This is a genomic window from Streptomyces sp. MMBL 11-1 (genome assembly GCF_028622875.1).
Taxonomy (GTDB): domain Bacteria; phylum Actinomycetota; class Actinomycetes; order Streptomycetales; family Streptomycetaceae; genus Streptomyces.
The window spans coordinates 1,019,385-1,035,800 of sequence record NZ_CP117709.1 but is presented as its reverse complement, the minus strand read 5'-3'; the positions used below and the strand labels follow the sequence as shown (position 1 = coordinate 1,035,800).

General features: G+C 71.7%; 15 protein-coding genes. 12 read left to right on the top strand and 3 right to left on the bottom strand.

Annotated features, from left to right (window positions below; translation table 11 throughout):
* Positions 1-44: 44 nt before the first annotated feature.
* Positions 45-2,021 (top strand): threonine--tRNA ligase, encoded by a 1,977-nt coding sequence (thrS, locus tag PSQ21_RS04250; protein WP_274029057.1) that lies wholly within the window; start codon positions 45-47, stop codon positions 2,019-2,021.
* Positions 2,022-2,050: 29 nt separating this feature from the next.
* Here thrS and PSQ21_RS04245 read toward each other — a convergent pair whose 3' ends face one another.
* A complete protein-coding gene (locus PSQ21_RS04245; RefSeq protein WP_274029056.1) occupies positions 2,051-2,728 on the bottom strand; it encodes a potassium channel family protein in 678 nt (225 codons plus the stop codon).
* 66 nt (positions 2,729-2,794) lie between these two features.
* Between PSQ21_RS04245 and PSQ21_RS04240 the strand changes: the two genes are divergently transcribed.
* A complete protein-coding gene (locus PSQ21_RS04240) occupies positions 2,795-3,370 on the top strand; it encodes an HIT family protein (RefSeq protein WP_274029055.1) in 576 nt (191 codons plus the stop codon).
* A gap of 51 nt (positions 3,371-3,421) precedes the next feature.
* On the opposite strand, the gene PSQ21_RS04235 is transcribed toward PSQ21_RS04240, so the two are convergent.
* Positions 3,422-5,092 carry a hypothetical protein gene (locus tag PSQ21_RS04235; protein ID WP_274029054.1) on the bottom strand — a complete coding sequence of 557 codons (1,671 nt, stop codon included), beginning with the start codon at positions 5,090-5,092 and terminating at the stop codon, positions 3,422-3,424.
* Positions 5,093-5,245: 153 nt separating this feature from the next.
* Entirely contained in the window at positions 5,246-7,471 is a 2,226-nt protein-coding gene (locus PSQ21_RS04230; protein WP_274029053.1) for an elongation factor G-like protein EF-G2, read from the bottom strand.
* Positions 7,472-7,850: 379 nt separating this feature from the next.
* On the opposite strand from PSQ21_RS04230, the gene pgsA reads away from it, so the two are divergent.
* The 10 genes from pgsA to ruvB all read left to right on the top strand — a co-directional run bounded on the left by pgsA (position 7,851) and on the right by ruvB (position 16,363).
* Entirely contained in the window at positions 7,851-8,561 is a 711-nt protein-coding gene (pgsA, locus tag PSQ21_RS04225; RefSeq protein WP_274029052.1) for a phosphatidylinositol phosphate synthase, read from the top strand.
* The gene (locus tag PSQ21_RS04220; protein ID WP_274029051.1) at positions 8,558-9,478 is read left to right on the top strand and encodes a phosphatidylinositol mannoside acyltransferase; all 921 of its coding nucleotides are present in this window, start codon (positions 8,558-8,560) and stop codon (positions 9,476-9,478) included. The genes pgsA and PSQ21_RS04220 overlap by 4 nt, the downstream gene beginning before the upstream one ends.
* Positions 9,475-10,635, top strand: coding sequence for a glycosyltransferase family 4 protein (locus PSQ21_RS04215; RefSeq protein ID WP_274029050.1), 1,161 nt, complete (start codon positions 9,475-9,477; stop codon positions 10,633-10,635). The genes PSQ21_RS04220 and PSQ21_RS04215 overlap by 4 nt, the downstream gene beginning before the upstream one ends.
* A 171-nt stretch (positions 10,636-10,806) precedes the next feature.
* Complete coding sequence (locus PSQ21_RS04210) at positions 10,807-11,355, top strand: hypothetical protein (RefSeq protein ID WP_274029049.1); 549 nt, start codon at positions 10,807-10,809, stop codon at positions 11,353-11,355.
* Positions 11,356-11,500: 145 nt separating this feature from the next.
* Positions 11,501-12,421 (top strand): pyridoxal 5'-phosphate synthase lyase subunit PdxS, encoded by a 921-nt coding sequence (gene pdxS / locus PSQ21_RS04205; RefSeq protein WP_018960500.1) that lies wholly within the window; start codon positions 11,501-11,503, stop codon positions 12,419-12,421.
* Positions 12,422-12,427: 6 nt separating this feature from the next.
* A complete protein-coding gene (gene pdxT, locus PSQ21_RS04200) occupies positions 12,428-13,021 on the top strand; it encodes a pyridoxal 5'-phosphate synthase glutaminase subunit PdxT (RefSeq protein WP_274029048.1) in 594 nt (197 codons plus the stop codon).
* A gap of 61 nt (positions 13,022-13,082) precedes the next feature.
* Positions 13,083-13,835: a YebC/PmpR family DNA-binding transcriptional regulator gene (locus tag PSQ21_RS04195; protein ID WP_274029047.1), complete on the top strand. Its 753-nt coding sequence runs from the start codon at positions 13,083-13,085 to the stop codon at positions 13,833-13,835.
* A 163-nt stretch (positions 13,836-13,998) separates the two neighbouring features.
* Entirely contained in the window at positions 13,999-14,622 is a 624-nt protein-coding gene (gene ruvC, locus PSQ21_RS04190) for a crossover junction endodeoxyribonuclease RuvC (protein ID WP_274029046.1), read from the top strand.
* On the top strand, positions 14,619-15,245 hold the full coding sequence (ruvA, locus tag PSQ21_RS04185; RefSeq protein WP_274029045.1) for a Holliday junction branch migration protein RuvA: 627 nt from the start codon (positions 14,619-14,621) through the stop codon (positions 15,243-15,245). The genes ruvC and ruvA overlap by 4 nt, the downstream gene beginning before the upstream one ends.
* A 29-nt stretch (positions 15,246-15,274) precedes the next feature.
* Positions 15,275-16,363 carry a Holliday junction branch migration DNA helicase RuvB gene (gene ruvB / locus PSQ21_RS04180; RefSeq protein WP_274029044.1) on the top strand — a complete coding sequence of 363 codons (1,089 nt, stop codon included), beginning with the start codon at positions 15,275-15,277 and terminating at the stop codon, positions 16,361-16,363.
* Positions 16,364-16,416 lie beyond the last annotated feature (53 nt).

Genomic DNA, 16,416 nt, shown 5'->3' with positions numbered 1-16,416 from the left:
ACTTGCCATAGATGGCAGGTAACCCCCTCAGTCAGGAGAGACCGGTGTCAGACGTCCGTGTGATCATCCAACGCGATTCCGAGCGGGAAGAGCACGTGGTGACGACGGGCACGACGGCCGGCGAGCTCTTCCCCGGTCAGCGCACCGTCGTCGCCGCGCGCATCGGCGGCGAGCTGAAGGACCTCTCCCACGTCCTCCAGGACGGCGAGTCCGTCGAGCCCGTGGAGATCTCCTCCGAGGACGGCCTGAACATCCTGCGCCACTCCACCGCGCACGTCATGGCCCAGGCCGTGCAGGAGCTCTTCCCCGAGGCGAAGCTCGGCATCGGCCCGCCGGTCAAGGACGGTTTCTACTACGACTTCGACGTCGAGAAGCCGTTCACGCCCGAGGACCTCAAGGCCATCGAGAAGAAGATGCAGGAGATCCAGAAGCGGGGCCAGAAGTTCTCCCGCCGCGTGGTCTCCGACGAGGCCGCCCGCGAGGAGCTGAGAGACGAGCCGTACAAGCTGGAGCTCATCGGCATCAAGGGCTCCGCCTCCTCGGACGACGGCGCGGACGTCGAGGTGGGCGGCGGCGAGCTGACCATCTACGACAACCTCGACCCCAAGACCGGCGACCTGTGCTGGAAGGACCTCTGCCGCGGTCCGCACCTGCCCACCACCCGGTTCATCCCGGCGTTCAAGCTGATGCGCAACGCCGCGGCGTACTGGCGCGGCAGCGAGAAGAACCCGATGCTCCAGCGCATCTACGGCACCGCCTGGCCGACCAAGGACGAGCTGAAGGCGCACCTGGAGTTCCTGGAGGAAGCGGCCAAGCGCGACCACCGCAAGCTCGGCAACGAGCTGGACCTCTTCTCCTTCCCCGACGAGATCGGCCCCGGCCTCGCGGTCTTCCACCCCAAGGGCGGCGTCATCCGCCGGGCCATGGAGGACTACTCGCGCCGCCGCCACGAGGAGGAGGGCTACGAGTTCGTCTACAGCCCGCACGCCACCAAGGGCAAGCTCTTCGAGAAGTCCGGCCACCTGGACTGGTACGCCGACGGCATGTACCCGCCCATGCAGCTCGACGACGGGGTGGACTACTACCTCAAGCCGATGAACTGCCCGATGCACAACCTGATCTTCGACGCGCGCGGCCGCTCCTACCGTGAACTGCCGCTGCGCCTCTTCGAGTTCGGCACGGTGTACCGGTACGAGAAGTCGGGCGTCGTGCACGGCCTGACCCGCTCGCGCGGCTTCACGCAGGACGACGCGCACATCTACTGCACCAAGGAGCAGATGGCCGAGGAGCTCGACCGCACGCTCACCTTCGTGCTGAACCTGCTCCGCGACTACGGGCTCACCGACTTCTACCTGGAGCTCTCCACCAAGGACCCGGAGAAGTACGTCGGCTCCGACGAGACCTGGGAAGAGGCCACCGAGACGCTGCGTCAGGTCGCCGAGAAGCAGGGGCTGCCCCTGGTCCCGGACCCGGGCGGCGCCGCGTTCTACGGCCCGAAGATCTCCGTGCAGTGCAAGGACGCCATCGGCCGCACCTGGCAGATGTCGACCGTGCAGCTCGACTTCAACCTGCCGGAGCGCTTCGATCTGGAGTACACCGGTCCGGACGGCTCCAAGCAGCGCCCGGTCATGATCCACCGCGCCCTGTTCGGCTCCATCGAGCGCTTCTTCGCCGTGCTCCTGGAGCACTACGCGGGCGCGTTCCCGGTCTGGCTCGCCCCGGTCCAGGCCGTCGGCATCCCGATCGGCGACGCCCACATCCCCTACCTCCAGGAGTTCGCCGCCCAGGCGCGCAAGCAGGGGCTGCGGGTGGACGTGGACGCGTCCTCGGACCGGATGCAGAAGAAGATCCGCAACCAGCAGAAGGCCAAGGTGCCCTTCATGATCATCGCTGGTGATGAGGACATGGCCAACGGAGCCGTCTCCTTCCGCTACCGCGACGGTTCGCAGGAGAACGGCATCCCGGTCGACGAGGCCCTCGCCAAGATCGCGAAGGCCGTCGAGGACCGCGTACAGGTCTGATCCGTCACACGGGAACGGCCCCCGGAGCGCTACCCGCGCTCCGGGGGCCGTTTCTCGTCCTCCCGGGTGAACACCTGGATCAGCCAGGACGAGAACGACCCGGTGACCGCGCCCAGCAGCGCCAGGCCGCCGGCCATCAGCCCCGCCGCGACCGTCCGGCCCCAGAACGTGACCGGCGCGACGTCTCCGTAACCGACCGTCGTGAGCGTCGCGCACGCCCACCACACCGCGTCGCCGAACGTGCGGACGGAGGCGCCGGGGGCCGTGTGCTCCAGGTGGTAGACGGCGAGTGAGGCGGCGAAGCCGAGCAGGACGGCGGTCAGGCCCGCGTACGAGATCACGCGCGCGTAGAGGCCGAGCCGCGGGCGGTCGCGGCGTCGCTGCACCGCCGTGTACACCTTGACCATGCGCAACGGGCGCAGCAGGGGCAGCAGCACGACCAGGGTGTCGAGCCAGTGCACGCGCCAGAAGCGCGCGCCCAGCCCGCTGAGCCGCAGCCGGACCACATAGTCCGCGAGGAACAGCGACCAGGTCGACCAGACGAGGATCAGGGCGAGGTCGTTCCAGGGCCCGGCCCCGTGCGAGGTCAGCACCCGGACCGCGTACCCCGTCAGGAAGAGCAGCCCCGCGGCGAAGAGCGGAACCTCCGTGCGCTGCTCCCACCGGGCCAGCCGGGCGGGCGGTTCGGGGGCGGTTCGGTCGCTCATCGCCTCAGCATCGCGGGCGGCCGGGCGGCGCGGCCCCGGCGACACGCTCCGCCGGAGCGACGCAATATGCTGATCGGCATGACGAGTGAGCCGGAGCAGCAGATCGGCGTGGGGACGCCCGACGCATTCCAGCGCCTGTGGACTCCCCACCGGATGGCGTACATCCAGGGCGAGAACAAGCCGAGCGGCCCGGGCGCCGAGGACGGATGTCCGTTCTGTTCGATCCCCGCGAAATCCGACGAGGACGGGCTCCTCGTGGCGCGCGGCGAGCACGTCTACGCGGTGCTGAACCTGTACCCGTACAACGGTGGCCACCTCATGGTCGTCCCCTACCGTCATGTGGCCGACTACACCGAGCTGGACGGCCCGGAGACGGTGGAGCTGGCGGACTTCACCAAGCGCGCGATGACCGCGCTGCGGGCGGCCTCCGGGGCGCACGGCTTCAACATCGGCATGAACCAGGGCTCCGTGGCCGGCGCCGGGATCGCCGCGCATCTGCACCAGCACCTGGTGCCGCGCTGGGGCGGGGACGCCAACTTCATGCCGGTCATCGGCCACACCAGGGTGCTGCCCCAGCTGCTGGGCGACACCCGGGCGATGCTGGCCGACGCCTGGCCGACGGGCGGGCTGCCGGCCCGCTGAGCGCGGTGCGTGCGGAGGGAGGCCCGACCGCGCCTCCCTCCGCACGCGGGGCTACGCGTCGTAGACGTCGGCCTTGCGCGGGGCCGGGTCCTGGACGAGGCCGCTCAGGACCATCGAGCGGTTGTCGAAGCGCTCCGTGTCGACGCCGTTCTCCTCAAGGACGCGCATCGCCGCCGTGTGGACGGCCCGCAGCACCGGGGTGGCGGCGCGCATCGCGTCGTCCGCCATGAAACGGTGGTTCCACGGCTTGGCCGCCCACGCGTGCCGCAGCCCGAACGGCTCGGGCAGCACTATCTTCCCGCCCAGGTAGTCCAGCAGCGGCGGATACCAGGTGAGGGGGGCCCGCAGGGCGAGCCGGACGACCTCCTTGGCGTCCACCAGCGCCAGCTGGATGTCCCGGGTCTCCCAGAAGCGGACGGTCTTGTTGACCGTCTTCGTCTTCGCCGCGGGCTTGGAGAGGAACAGGCCGTGCACCGGCCCCAGCGCGTGGCCCGTGACCTCGATGCGCAGGGTCTCGTGGAGCACGGTGACGGTGATCATCATGGTGATCACCAGCTGGCCGTCCCACAGGGTGAACTGGACCCCCAGATAGTGCCGGTCACCGCTGCCGAACTGCTGGTGATTGCAGATCCGCTGTATCTCGTGGGGCTTCACCTGGAAGGTGGCGACGTCCTCCCCCTCGGGGCGCGTCACGGAGTCGGCGTTCTCCCCGATGGGCGAGACGACCCAGTGCTTCACCGCCGGCGTCGGGAAGCCGCCCGTGTTCAGCGGGCCGCGCTCCAGCATCTTCAGCTGGTCGTGGATGATCCGGATCAGATCCCAGCTGCGGAACTGGTGGATCTCCTTCGTCGGGTCCTTGGGGAGCAGCTCCTCGGCCAGCTGCCAGCTGCCCCAGCGCGTGCCCATCCCGAGGATGCCCTTCGGGCCGGCGTAGAAGACGGCGTTCGACTGCTGCTCGGCCGACAGCTTCTCCAGGCCCTGGCGCAGGGCCTCGCGCGCGGTCTCGTTGGGGTTCTTCGGCACCGCCTCGGGGATCTTCGCGATCACCCCGGTGCCGGAGAGCAGGCCCTCCCAGCGCGCCCGCATGTCCTTGGCGGAGGTCTCCGCGATCCGCTTGGCGATCAGCCAGCCGATCACCGGGGCGATGAGCGCGCCCCGGACGTAGAGCCCGAGCAGCCCGTCCAGGGGGAGCCTGACCATCAGGACCAGCGCGCCGATCCCGAAGGCCGCCAGGAGGACCGTGCCGACGGCGCGGAACGCCGTGTCCTTGGACTTGTTGAGCGCCTCCCGGACCAGGAAGGCGATCACCCAGGCCAGCATGCCGGGCAGGAACAGGACACCGCACACCAGGGTCACCAGGGTGAGCCGGGTGTCACGGGCCTTGCGCAGGTTGTTCGCCGACAGGCAGTGCTCCACCACGGTCTGCGGGTCCGTGCCGAAGGACTGGATGAGCGCCTTGCGGGCGCCGCCGAGCATCCGCTCCTGGACGGCACGGGCGAACGCCTCGCCGAGATTCGGCTTGAAGTAGTCGGACTTGAAGAGTTTCGAGGAGCCCGGCTTCACCGTCGACTTGTGCCACTCGCTGTTGGCGTCGAGGATCGTCTCCACCGGACTGTCCCGATACGCCGCCGAGGCCAGGGCATGGGTCGCCACCGACTGGCCGCCCGAGCCCTGGACCGGGATCTGGGCCCCGGGTGAGAAGTCGAATCCGTCGTTGGCCACCTGTCGCCCCCACTCGCCGCACGTCTGCTCCTGCGGTGTGCCCAACTACCGTACGCGGCATACCTTCTGAGCTGCGACCACAGCGTATCGTCCGGATCACGTCACCACCCGTCACCCACGACGCGTCCGACGGCGTGTGCGACAGTGCGCCGGTCACGCGCCGGGGGACCCGTCCGCCCGCTCCGCCCGGACCCGGGCTGCCACCTGCGGCGGCATCGCCTCGTGCCGGGCGTACGCGCGGTCGAAGCGGCCCGTGCCGTGCGACAGGGAGCGCAGATCCACCGCGTACCGGCCGACCTCGATCTCCGGCACCTCGGCCCGCACGAGGGTGCGCCCGCCCGGACTCTGCTCGGTGCCCACGACACGGCCCCGCCGCCCCGAGAGATCGCTCATCACCGGGCCCACGTAGTCGTCGGGGACCAGGACGCTCACCTCGCACACCGGCTCCAGGAGCTGGATACGGGCGTCGGACGCGGCCTCGCGCAGCGCGAGCGCCCCGGCGGTCTGGAAGGCTGCGTCCGAGGAGTCCACCGAGTGCGCCTTGCCGTCCAGCAACGTGACGCGCACGTCGACCAGAGGGTGCCCGGCGGCCAGTCCCCGAGCGGCCTGGGCCCGCACGCCCTTCTCCACCGAGGGAATGAACTGACGCGGCACCGCGCCGCCGACGACCTTGTCGACGAACTCGACGCCCGAGCCCGGCGGCAGCGGCTCCACCTCGATCTCACAGATCGCGAACTGGCCGTGCCCGCCCGACTGCTTGACGTGCCGTCCGCGCCCGGCGGCCGGCCCGGCGAACGTCTCCCGCAGCGGCACCCGGTGCGGTTCCGCGTCGACCTGTACGCCGTAACGGTTGCGCAGCCGCTCCAGTGCGACCTCCTGGTGGGCCTCGCCCAGGCACCACAGGACGACCTGGCCGGTCTCCGGGTTCTGTTCGAGGCGCAGCGTGGGGTCCTCCGCGACCAGCCGCGCCAGGCCCTGCGACAGCTTGTCCTCGTCCGCCTTGCCGTGCGCCCGTACGGCCAGCGGGAGCAGCGGGTCCGGCGTCGACCAGGGCTCGATCAGCACGGGGTCGTCGGCCGGGGAGAGGGTGTCGCCGGTCTCCGCCCCGCCGAGCCGGGCCACGCACGCCAGATCGCCCGCGACGCACCGGTCCAGGGCGTGCTGCCGCCGGCCGAACGGCGAGGTGAGCGCACCGACGCGGATCTCCGCCTCGTGACAGGGGTGCGGCGCGTGTCCCGTCGCGTTGAGGCCGTGGCCGCAGAGGTGTACGGAGTCGTCGGGGCGCAGGGTGCCGGAGAAGACGCGGACCAGCGAGACGCGGCCCACGTACGGGTCGGAGGCGGTCTTGACGACCTCGGCGACCAGCGGGCCCCCGGGGTCGCAGACCGGGGCCGGCCGCGGCCTGCCCGACGGGGTGGTGACGGCGGGCGGCGTGCGCTCCAGCGGGCTCGGGAAGCCGCGGGTGATCAGCTCCAGCAGTTCGACGGTGCCGATGCCCTGCCGGGCGCCGTCGGCCGCGGGCGCCGCGGTGAGGACGGGGTGGAAGGAGCCCCGGGCGACGGCCCGTTCGAGGTCCGCGATCAGCGTCTCGACGTCGAGGTCCTCGCCGGCGAGATAGCGGTCCATCAGGGACTCGTCCTCGCTCTCGGCGATGATCCCCTCGATCAGCCGGTCCCGGGCCGCCCGCAAAGGTTCCTCCTGGCCGGGCGCCGGGGGCCGCTCGGCGCGTTCCCCCGAGGAGTAGTCGAGGACGCGCCGGCTCAGCAGTCCGGTGAGCCCGGTCAGCGGGGCGTGCCCGTCGGCGCCCTCGGGGCCCAGCACGGGCAGGTACAGCGGCAGTACGGCGTCGGGGTCGTCGCCCCCGAAGGCCTCGGCGCAGATCCGGTTCATCTCCCGGTAGGAGGTGCGGGCGGTGTCCAGGTGCGTGACGACGATGGCGCGCGGCATGCCGACGCGCGCGCACTCCTCCCAGGCGGCCCGGGTGGTCGCGGCCACGGTCGCCGCGTCCTGGGCCGCGGAGACGACGAAGAGGGCCGCGTCCGCCGCGCGCAGACCGGCCCGCAGCTCCCCGACGAAGTCCGCGTAGCCGGGGGTGTCCAGTAGATTGATCTTGCAGCCGTCCCAGGCCACCGGGACCAGCGAGAGCTGTACGGAACGCCGTCGGCGCCGCTCGATCTCGTCGTAGTCGGAGACGGTCGCCCCGTCCTCGACCCGCCCGGCCCGGTTCACGGCTCCCGCCGTCAGGGCCAGGGCCTCGACCAGTGTGGTCTTGCCCGATCCGCTGGGGCCGACCAGCACCACGTTCCGTAGGGCGGAGGGGTGGCCGGCCGTCGGTACTCCTCCGGCGGCCCCGGGTTGTGCGTGTGCCTTGTCGCCCATCGTGCGTGCCTCCCGGTCGATGGCGCGGTGCGGGGGAGGGCGACCGCGCGCGGAGCAGCGGTGGTCACGGGCACTCAGAGGCCGCCGCGGCGGCTTCGGCGACGCCCGCGGTCCTTCGAGCTTGGCACCGCGCCGGGGTCTCGTCCATACGTCGCGCACGGCACGGCACGGCACGGCTCGCGCGCCGCGCACCGAGACCGTGCGTACGCGGCCCACCCGCCCGGCCACGGTGTCGCGCACGGGTGCGGTCCGGGCGGGCGGGGAGCCCGCGCGACCCCCGGCGGCGGATGCCCGTCCGGTGGAAGGCACCGGCGGTGACTACGATGGGCCAGCCGGTGGCCGAAGGGGCCGCTCGGCGAACCGAACCCTCGGGAAGGCCATGCTGAACAAGTACGCGCGTGCATTCTTCACGCGTGTCCTCACACCGTTCGCCGCTCTGCTGCTCCGCCTCGGGGTCAGCCCCGACGCGGTCACTCTCGTCGGTACGGCCGGAGTGATGGCAGGCGCGCTGGTCTTTTTCCCCATGGGGGAGTTCTTCTGGGGCACGATCGTCATCACGATCTTCGTCTTCTCCGACCTCGTCGACGGCAACATGGCGCGACAGGCCGGGATCTCCAGCCGGTGGGGGGCGTTCCTCGACTCGACGCTGGACCGGGTCGCCGACGGGGCGATCTTCGCCGGATTCGCCCTCTGGTACGCGGGCGGCGGTGACGACAACATCCTGTGCGCCGTCGCGATCTTCTGCCTGGCCAGCGGCCAGGTGGTCTCCTACACCAAGGCGCGCGGCGAGTCGATCGGCCTGCCGGTCGCGGTCAACGGTCTCGTGGAGCGCGCCGAGCGCCTGGTGATCTCGCTGGTCGCCGCCGGTCTCGCCGGACTGCACACGTTCGGCGTCCCCGGTATCGAGGTGCTGCTGCCGATCGCGCTGTGGATCGTCGCCGCGGGCAGCCTCGTGACGCTGATCCAGCGCGTGGTGACCGTACGCCGCGAATCCGCCGAGGCGGACGCCGCCGAGGCCGCCGCGGGAGAGTCCGCCGCGGACGCCTCCGCCGCCGGTTCCGCCGGGCAGGGGAGCGAGGGCGACCGGTGAGCGCCGGCGCGTCCGACCTGAAGGGGCGGCTCACCGACGGGCTGTACGGCCTGGGCTGGGGCGCCGTCAAGAAGCTGCCCGAGCCCGCCGCCGCCCGGCTCTTCCGCACCATCGCCGACCAGGCGTGGAAGCGGCGCGGCAAGAGCGTGCTGCGCCTGGAGTCGAATCTGGCCCGGGTCGTCCCCGACGCGGGTCCGGAGCGGCTGGCGGAGCTGTCCCGGGCCGGGATGCGCTCCTACATGCGCTACTGGATGGAGTCCTTCCGGCTGCCCGCCTGGAGCCCGGAGCGCATCAAGGACAGCATCGACATCTCTGACGTCCACCACCTGACCGAGGGCCTGGACGCCGGGCGGGGAGTCATCGTGGCCCTGCCGCACCTCGCCAACTGGGACCACGCCGGTGCCTGGGTCACCACCGATCTGAAGGTCCCCTTCACCACCGTCGCCGAACGCCTGGAGCCCGCGACGCTCTACGACCGGTTCGTCGCCTACCGCGAGGGCCTGGGCATGGAGGTCCTGCCGCACAGCGGCGGGTCCGCCTTCGGCACCCTGGCGCGGCGGCTGCGCGCGGGCGGCCTGATCTGTCTGGTCGCGGACCGGGACCTGTCCGCCTCCGGTGTCGAGGTGTCGTTCTTCGGCGCCACGGCCCGGATGCCCGCGGGACCGGCGCTGCTCGCCCAGCAGACGGGAGCGAGGCTGCTGCCGGTGACGCTCTGGTACGACGGGCCGGTGATGCGCGGGCGCGTCCACCCGGCGGTCGATGTGCCGGGAGAGGGCACCCGTGTCGAGAAGGCCGCCGCCATGACCCAGGCGCTGGCCGACGCCTTCGCCGGCGGCATCGCCGAGCACCCGGAGGACTGGCACATGCTCCAGCGTCTCTGGCTGGACGACCTGGACCCCCGGGGGGAACCCACGTGAAGATCGGCATCGTCTGCCCGTACTCCTGGGACGTACCGGGCGGTGTGCAGTTCCACATCCGGGACCTGGCCGAGCACCTGATCCGGCTCGGCCACGAGGTCTCCGTCCTGGCCCCCGCCGACGACGAGACACCGCTGCCGCCCTACGTCGTCTCGGCGGGCAGGGCCGTCCCCGTCCCGTACAACGGCTCCGTCGCCCGGCTGAACTTCGGCTTCCTGTCGGCGGCCCGGGTGCGGCGCTGGCTCCACGACGGCACCTTCGACGTCATCCACATCCACGAGCCGACCTCCCCGTCGCTGGGCCTGCTGGCCTGCTGGGCGGCGCAGGGGCCGATCGTGGCCACCTTCCACACCTCCAACCCCCGCTCCCGGGCGATGATCGCCGCGTACCCGATCCTCCAGCCCGCGCTGGAGAAGATCAGCGCCCGGATCGCGGTCAGCGAGTACGCCCGGCGCACCCTGGTCGAGCACCTCGGCGGGGACGCCGTCGTCATCCCCAACGGCGTCGACGTCGGCTTCTTCGCCAAGGCCGAGCCGAAGGCCGCATGGCAGGGCGGGACCCTCGGCTTCATCGGCCGCATCGACGAACCCCGCAAGGGCCTGCCCGTCCTGATGAAGGCGCTGCCCACGATCCTCGCCGCCCACCCCGAAGCCCGGCTGCTGGTCGCCGGGCGCGGCGACGAGGAGGAGGCGGTGGCCGCACTGCCGAAGGAGCTGCGCGGACGCGTCGAGTTCCTCGGCATGGTCAGCGACGAGGACAAGGCCCGGCTGCTGCGCAGCGTCGATGTGTACGTGGCCCCGAACACCGGCGGCGAGAGCTTCGGCATCATCCTGGTCGAGGCGCTGTCGGCCGGTGCGCCGGTGCTGGCGAGCGACCTGGACGCCTTCGCCCAGGTGCTGGACCAGGGGGAGGCGGGCGACCTGTTCGCGAACGAGGACGCCGACGCGCTGGCCGCCGCCGCGATCCGGCTGCTGGGCGACCCCGGGCGCCGGGCCGGACTGCGCGAGCGCGGCGAGGCCCACGTGCGGCGCTTCGACTGGGCGACGGTGGGGGCCGACATCCTCGCGGTGTACGAGACGGTGACCGACGGGGCCGCCTCGGTCGCGGCGGACGAACGCTCCGGGCTGCGGGCCCGGTTCGGGCTGGCCCGGGACTGAGAAGCTGCCGGTGGCCGAGCGCGTGCCGGAGCGTGGCCGCCGGCCCGGGGCCACCCGGGCCTCTGAGCCCCCGGGGGCCGCGGCCGACGCTGAGGCGGGCCGGGCCCCGGGGGGCGGCCCCGGTGGCCTGCCGTTCAAGCGGGGGCCCCGGCGACGGTAGCGTGTGGGCCCGTGACCGTAACCCTCATCGTCTGGATCGTCCTCGCCCTCATCGCGGTCGGCGTGTACCTCAGCTGGACCGCCGGCCGGCTCGACCGTCTGCACTCCCGGATCGACGCCGCCCGCGCCGCCCTCGACGCCCAGCTGCTGCGCCGCGCCTCGGTCACCCAGGAGCTGGCCACCTCCGGCGTCCTGGACCCGGCCGCCTCGATCGTCCTGTACGAGGCCGCGCACGCCGCCCGGCAGGCCGAGGAGGACCACCGCGAGGTCGCCGAGAGCGAACTGAGCACCGCCCTGCGCGCCGTCTTCGGCGAACCGGCCCAGGTCGACGCGGTGAAGGAGATCCCCGGAGGCGAGGAGGCGGCCGTCGAACTGGCCGCCGCCGTACGCCGCGTCCCCATGGCCCGGCGCTTCCACAACGACTCCGTACGCGCCGCCCGCGCCCTGCGCCGGCACCGTACGGTCAGGCTCTTCCGGCTGGCCGGGCACGCTCCGTTCCCGCTCGCCTTCGAGATGGACGACGCCCCGCCGGTGGCCCTCGCGGACCGCCCCGGCACCTGATCCGGGGAACGGTCCAGGGGTCCGTCCAGGGGTCCGTCCAGGGCCAAAACGATCCACGGCCTGTCCATTGGCCCTTGCTGGGGACCGGTCCCGGGGCGTTTGCTCGGCGTTGCAGCATTCAGCGTCTTTCACCGAGTGAGGTCCCGTGTCCACGCTTCCCAGCACCCCGCAGTCCGCCGAGTACCCCGCCACCGGCACCGCCCGCGTCAAGCGCGGCATGGCCGAGCAGCTCAAGGGCGGCGTGATCATGGACGTCGTCGACGCCGAACAGGCGAAGATCGCCGAGGACGCGGGCGCCGTGGCCGTCATGGCCCTGGAACGGGTCCCCGCCGACATCCGCAAGGACGGCGGCGTGGCCCGGATGTCCGACCCCAACATGATCGAGGAGATCATCGGGGCCGTCTCCATCCCCGTCATGGCCAAGTCCCGCATCGGCCACTTCGTCGAGGCCCAGGTGCTCCAGTCCCTCGGCGTCGACTACATCGACGAGTCCGAGGTGCTCACCCCGGCCGACGAGGTCAACCACAGCGACAAGTTCGCCTTCACCACCCCCTTCGTCTGTGGCGCCACCAACCTGGGCGAGGCCCTGCGCCGCATCGCCGAGGGTGCGGCCATGATCCGCTCGAAGGGCGAGGCCGGCACCGGCAACGTCGTCGAGGCCGTCCGCCACCTGCGCCAGATCAAGAACGAGATCGCCCGGCTGCGCGGCTTCGACAACAACGAGCTGTACGCCGCCGCCAAGGACCTCCGCGCCCCGTACGAGCTGGTCAAGGAGGTCGCGGAGCTCGGCAAGCTGCCCGTCGTGCTGTTCTCCGCCGGCGGCGTCGCCACCCCGGCCGACGCCGCGCTGATGCGCCAGCTCGGCGCCGAGGGCGTCTTCGTCGGCTCCGGCATCTTCAAGTCCGGCGACCCGGCCAAGCGCGCCGCCGCCATCGTGAAGGCCACCACCTTCTACGACGACCCGAAGGTCATCGCGGACGCCTCCCGCAACCTGGGCGAGGCCATGGTCGGCATCAACTGCGACACGCTGCCCGAGTCCGAGCGCTACGCCAACCGCGGCTGGTAACCACTGATGAGCGACACCCCCCTGATCGGCGTTCTGGCTCTCCAGGGCGACGTACGGGAGCATCTGATCGCCCTGGCCTCGGCGGACGCCCTGGCCAGGCCGGTCCGGCGCCCCGAGGAACTCGCCGAGGTCGACGGCCTGGTCATACCGGGCGGCGAGTCCACCACCATGTCCAAACTGGCCGTGCTCTTCGGCATGATGGAGCCGCTCCGCGAGCGGGTCCGGGCCGGGATGCCGGTCTACGGCACCTGCGCCGGAATGATCCTGCTGGCCGAGAAGATCCTCGATCCCCGCTCGGGCCAGGAGACCGTCGGCGGCATCGACATGATCGTGCGGCGCAACGCCTTCGGCCGGCAGAACGAATCGTTCGAGGCCGCCGTCGAGGTCGGCGGTGTCGAAGGCGGCCCGGTGGACGGTGTGTTCATCCGCGCGCCCTGGGTCGAGTCCGTCGGGGCCCGGGCCGAGGTCATCGCCGAACACGGCGGGCATATCGTGGCCGTCCGGCAGAAAAACGCCCTCGCCACCTCGTTCCACCCCGAACTGACCGGCGACCATCGCGTACACGCTCTGTTCGTGGACATGGTGCGCGCGGTGAACTGAGCGGACCCCGGTAGGATCTCTCGGGTTCGACTCGATTTTGGTGACGCGAAGGAGAAGGCAGATGTCCGGCCACTCTAAATGGGCTACGACGAAGCACAAGAAGGCCGTGATTGACGCCAAGCGCGGCAAGCTCTTCGCGAAGCTGATCAAGAACATCGAGGTCGCGGCGCGCTCCGGCGGCGTGGACCCCGACGGCAACCCCACGCTCGTCGACGCCATCCAGAAGGCGAAGAAGAGCTCCGTCCCCAACAAGAACATCGACTCCGCGGTCAAGCGCGGTGGCGGTCTCGAAGCGGGCGGCGCCGACTACGAGACGATCATGTACGAGGGCTACGGCCCCAACGGTGTCGCGGTGCTCATCGAGTGCCTCACCGACAACCGCAACCGTGCCGCGTCCGACGTACGTGTCGCGATGACCCGGAACGGCGGCTCCATGGCCGACCCGGGCTCCGTCTCGTACCTGTTCAACCGCAAGGGCGTCGTGATCGTGCCCAAGGGCGAGCTGACCGAGGACGACGTCCTCGGCGCGGTCCTCGACGCGGGCGCCGAGGAGGTCAACGACCTCGGCGAGACCTTCGAGGTGATCAGCGAGGCCACCGACATGGTCGCGGTGCGCACCGCGCTCCAGGAGGCGGGCATCGACTACGACTCCGCCGAGGCCAACTTCCTCCCGACCATGCAGGTCGAGCTGGAGGAAGAGGGCGCCCGCAAGATCTTCAAGCTCATCGACGCGCTGGAGGACAGCGACGACGTGCAGAACGTCTTCGCCAACTTCGATGTGTCCGACGAGGTCATGGAGAAGGTCGACGCCTGACGGCACGGCCGGCAGGTCTCACACGACGGGCCGACGGGGCACTCCCCGTCGGCCCGTCGTCCTGTGGTTGCGGCGGATTGTCAGTGCGAGCCGATAGCCTGCGGGAACAGATGATCGAGCGGGCGCGGCGCGCGCCGGCGACGGGCCGAGGACAGGGGGCTCCATGCGGGTTCTGGGCATTGACCCGGGGCTGACCCGGTGCGGCATCGGCGTGGTCGAAGGTGTCGCGGGAAGACCCCTGACGATGATCGGCGTCGGCGTCGTGCGCACCTCCTCCGACGCCGAGCTCGGCGACCGGCTCGTCGCCGTCGAGCGCGGCATCGAACAGTGGCTCGACGAACACTCCCCGGGTTTCGTCGCGGTCGAGCGCGTCTTCGCCCAGCACAACGTCCGCACCGTGATGGGCACGGCCCAGGCCAGCGCGGTGGCCATGCTCTGCGCCGCCCGCCGCGGCATCCCCGTCGCCCTGCACACCCCCAGTGAGGTCAAGGCGGCGGTCACCGGATCCGGCCGCGCCGACAAGGACCAGGTCGGTGCGATGGTGACCCGGCTGCTGAGACTGGACGCACCGCCCAGACCCGCCGACGCCGCCGACGCCCTGGCCCTGGCCATCTGTCACATCTGGCGCGCCCCCGCGCAGAACCGGCTTCAGCAGGCCGTCGCCGCCCACCGCACATCCGGCACGCCCCGTACCTCCGGGGCGACCGGCACCCTCGGCGCGTCCCGTACGCCCGGCGCCTCCCGTACGCCCAGCACGCCCCGCCCGCTGAAAGGCCGCACCGCATGATCGCCTTCGTCTCCGGCCCGGTGGCCGCCCTCGCCCCGACCACGGCCGTCATCGAGGTCGGCGGCATCGGCATGGCGGTCCAGTGCACCCCGCACACCCTCGCCGGCCTGCGCGTCGGCAAGGAGGCCAAGCTCGCCACCTCGCTGGTCGTCCGCGAGGACTCCCTCACCCTGTACGGCTTCGCGGACGACGACGAGCGGCAGGTGTTCGAGCTCCTCCAGACCGCCAGCGGCGTCGGACCGCGCCTCGCCCAGGCCATGCTCGCCACCCACAGCCCCGACGCCCTGCGCCTCGCGGTCTCCACCGGTGACGAGAAGGCGCTGACCGCCGTCTCCGGCATCGGGAAGAAGGGTGCGCAGAAGCTGCTCCTGGAGCTCAAGGACCGGCTCGGCGAACCGGTCGGCGCGCACATCGGCCAGCAGGGCATCGGCACCCCCGTCACCTCCGGCTGGCGCGACCAGCTCCAGGCCGCCCTGATCGGCCTCGGCTACGCGAGCCGCGAGGCCGACGAGGCAGTCAACGCCGTCGCCCCGCAGGCCGAGGCCGCCGCCGCCGAGGGCACGGCACCCCCCGTGCCGCAGCTGCTGCGGGCCGCCCTGCAGACTCTCAACCGCGCACGCTGACCGGCACCGAACCACCGAAGAGGCCCTTGATGAACTGGGACGAGACCGGACCCGAGACCGATGAGCCGACCGGCCCGGTCCTCGACGACCGGCTGGTCGACGCCGGCCATCTCGACGGCGAGGACACCGCGGTCGAGGCGGCCCTGCGCCCCAAGGACCTGGAGGAGTTCGTCGGCCAGGAGAAGGTCCGCGAACAGCTCGACCTGGTCCTCAAGGCCGCCCTCGCCCGCGGGGCCACCGCCGACCACGTACTGCTCTCCGGCGCCCCCGGCCTCGGCAAGACCACTCTTTCGATGATCATCGCGGCGGAGATGAACGCCCCGATCAGGATCACCTCGGGCCCCGCCATCCAGCACGCCGGCGACCTCGCGGCGATCCTCTCCTCCCTCCAGGAGGGCGAGGTCCTCTTCCTCGACGAGATCCACCGCATGTCCCGGCCCGCCGAGGAGATGCTCTACATGGCGATGGAGGACTTCCGGGTCGACGTCATCGTCGGCAAGGGCCCCGGCGCCACCGCCATCCCGCTCGAACTGCCCCCCTTCACCCTGGTAGGGGCCACCACCAGGGCCGGACTGCTCCCGCCGCCGCTGCGCGACCGCTTCGGCTTCACCGGGCACATGGAGTTCTACGCCCCCGCCGAGCTGGAGCGCGTCGTCCACCGCTCCGCCCGCCTCCTCGACGTCACCATCGACGCGGAGGGCGCCGCCGAGATCGCCGGACGCTCCCGCGGCACCCCCCGCATCGCCAACCGGCTGCTGCGCCGCGTCCGCGACTACGCCCAGGTCAAGGCGGAGGGCACGATCGACCGGGAGATCGCGATGGCGGCCCTCAAGGTGTACGAGGTTGACGGCCGCGGACTCGATCGGCTGGACCGTGCCGTCCTCGGCGCCCTGCTGAAGCTCTTCGGCGGCGGCCCGGTGGGACTGTCCACGCTGGCGGTCGCGGTGGGGGAGGAGCGGGAGACCGTCGAGGAGGTCGCCGAGCCCTTCCTCGTACGGGAAGGACTGCTGGCCAGGACCCCGCGCGGCCGTGTCGCCACCCCGGCCGCCTGGGCGCATCTGGGACTGGTCCCGCCGCAGCACGGAGCAAAGGGACAACAGGGTCTGTTCGGGGCGTGATGGGTCACAGGTTCGCGTCCACAGGAACCCCGGTGCCATGCTGGGCGTTGTTC

Bases quoted from the DNA above. Each gene is read 5' to 3' on its own strand.
- PSQ21_RS04245 (WP_274029056.1), bottom strand. From the start codon at position 2,728: ATGAGCGACCGAACCGCCCCCGAACCGCCCGCCCGGCTGGCCCGGTGG.
- PSQ21_RS04240 (WP_274029055.1), top strand. From the start codon at position 2,795: ATGCTGATCGGCATGACGAGTGAGCCGGAGCAGCAGATCGGCGTGGGG.
- PSQ21_RS04230 (WP_274029053.1), bottom strand. From the start codon at position 7,471: ATGGGCGACAAGGCACACGCACAACCCGGGGCCGCCGGAGGAGTACCG.
- pgsA (WP_274029052.1), top strand. From the start codon at position 7,851: ATGCTGAACAAGTACGCGCGTGCATTCTTCACGCGTGTCCTCACACCG.
- pdxT (WP_274029048.1), top strand. From the start codon at position 12,428: ATGAGCGACACCCCCCTGATCGGCGTTCTGGCTCTCCAGGGCGACGTA.
- PSQ21_RS04195 (WP_274029047.1), top strand. From the start codon at position 13,083: ATGTCCGGCCACTCTAAATGGGCTACGACGAAGCACAAGAAGGCCGTG.
- ruvC (WP_274029046.1), top strand. From the start codon at position 13,999: ATGCGGGTTCTGGGCATTGACCCGGGGCTGACCCGGTGCGGCATCGGC.
- ruvA (WP_274029045.1), top strand. From the start codon at position 14,619: ATGATCGCCTTCGTCTCCGGCCCGGTGGCCGCCCTCGCCCCGACCACG.
- ruvB (WP_274029044.1), top strand. From the start codon at position 15,275: ATGAACTGGGACGAGACCGGACCCGAGACCGATGAGCCGACCGGCCCG.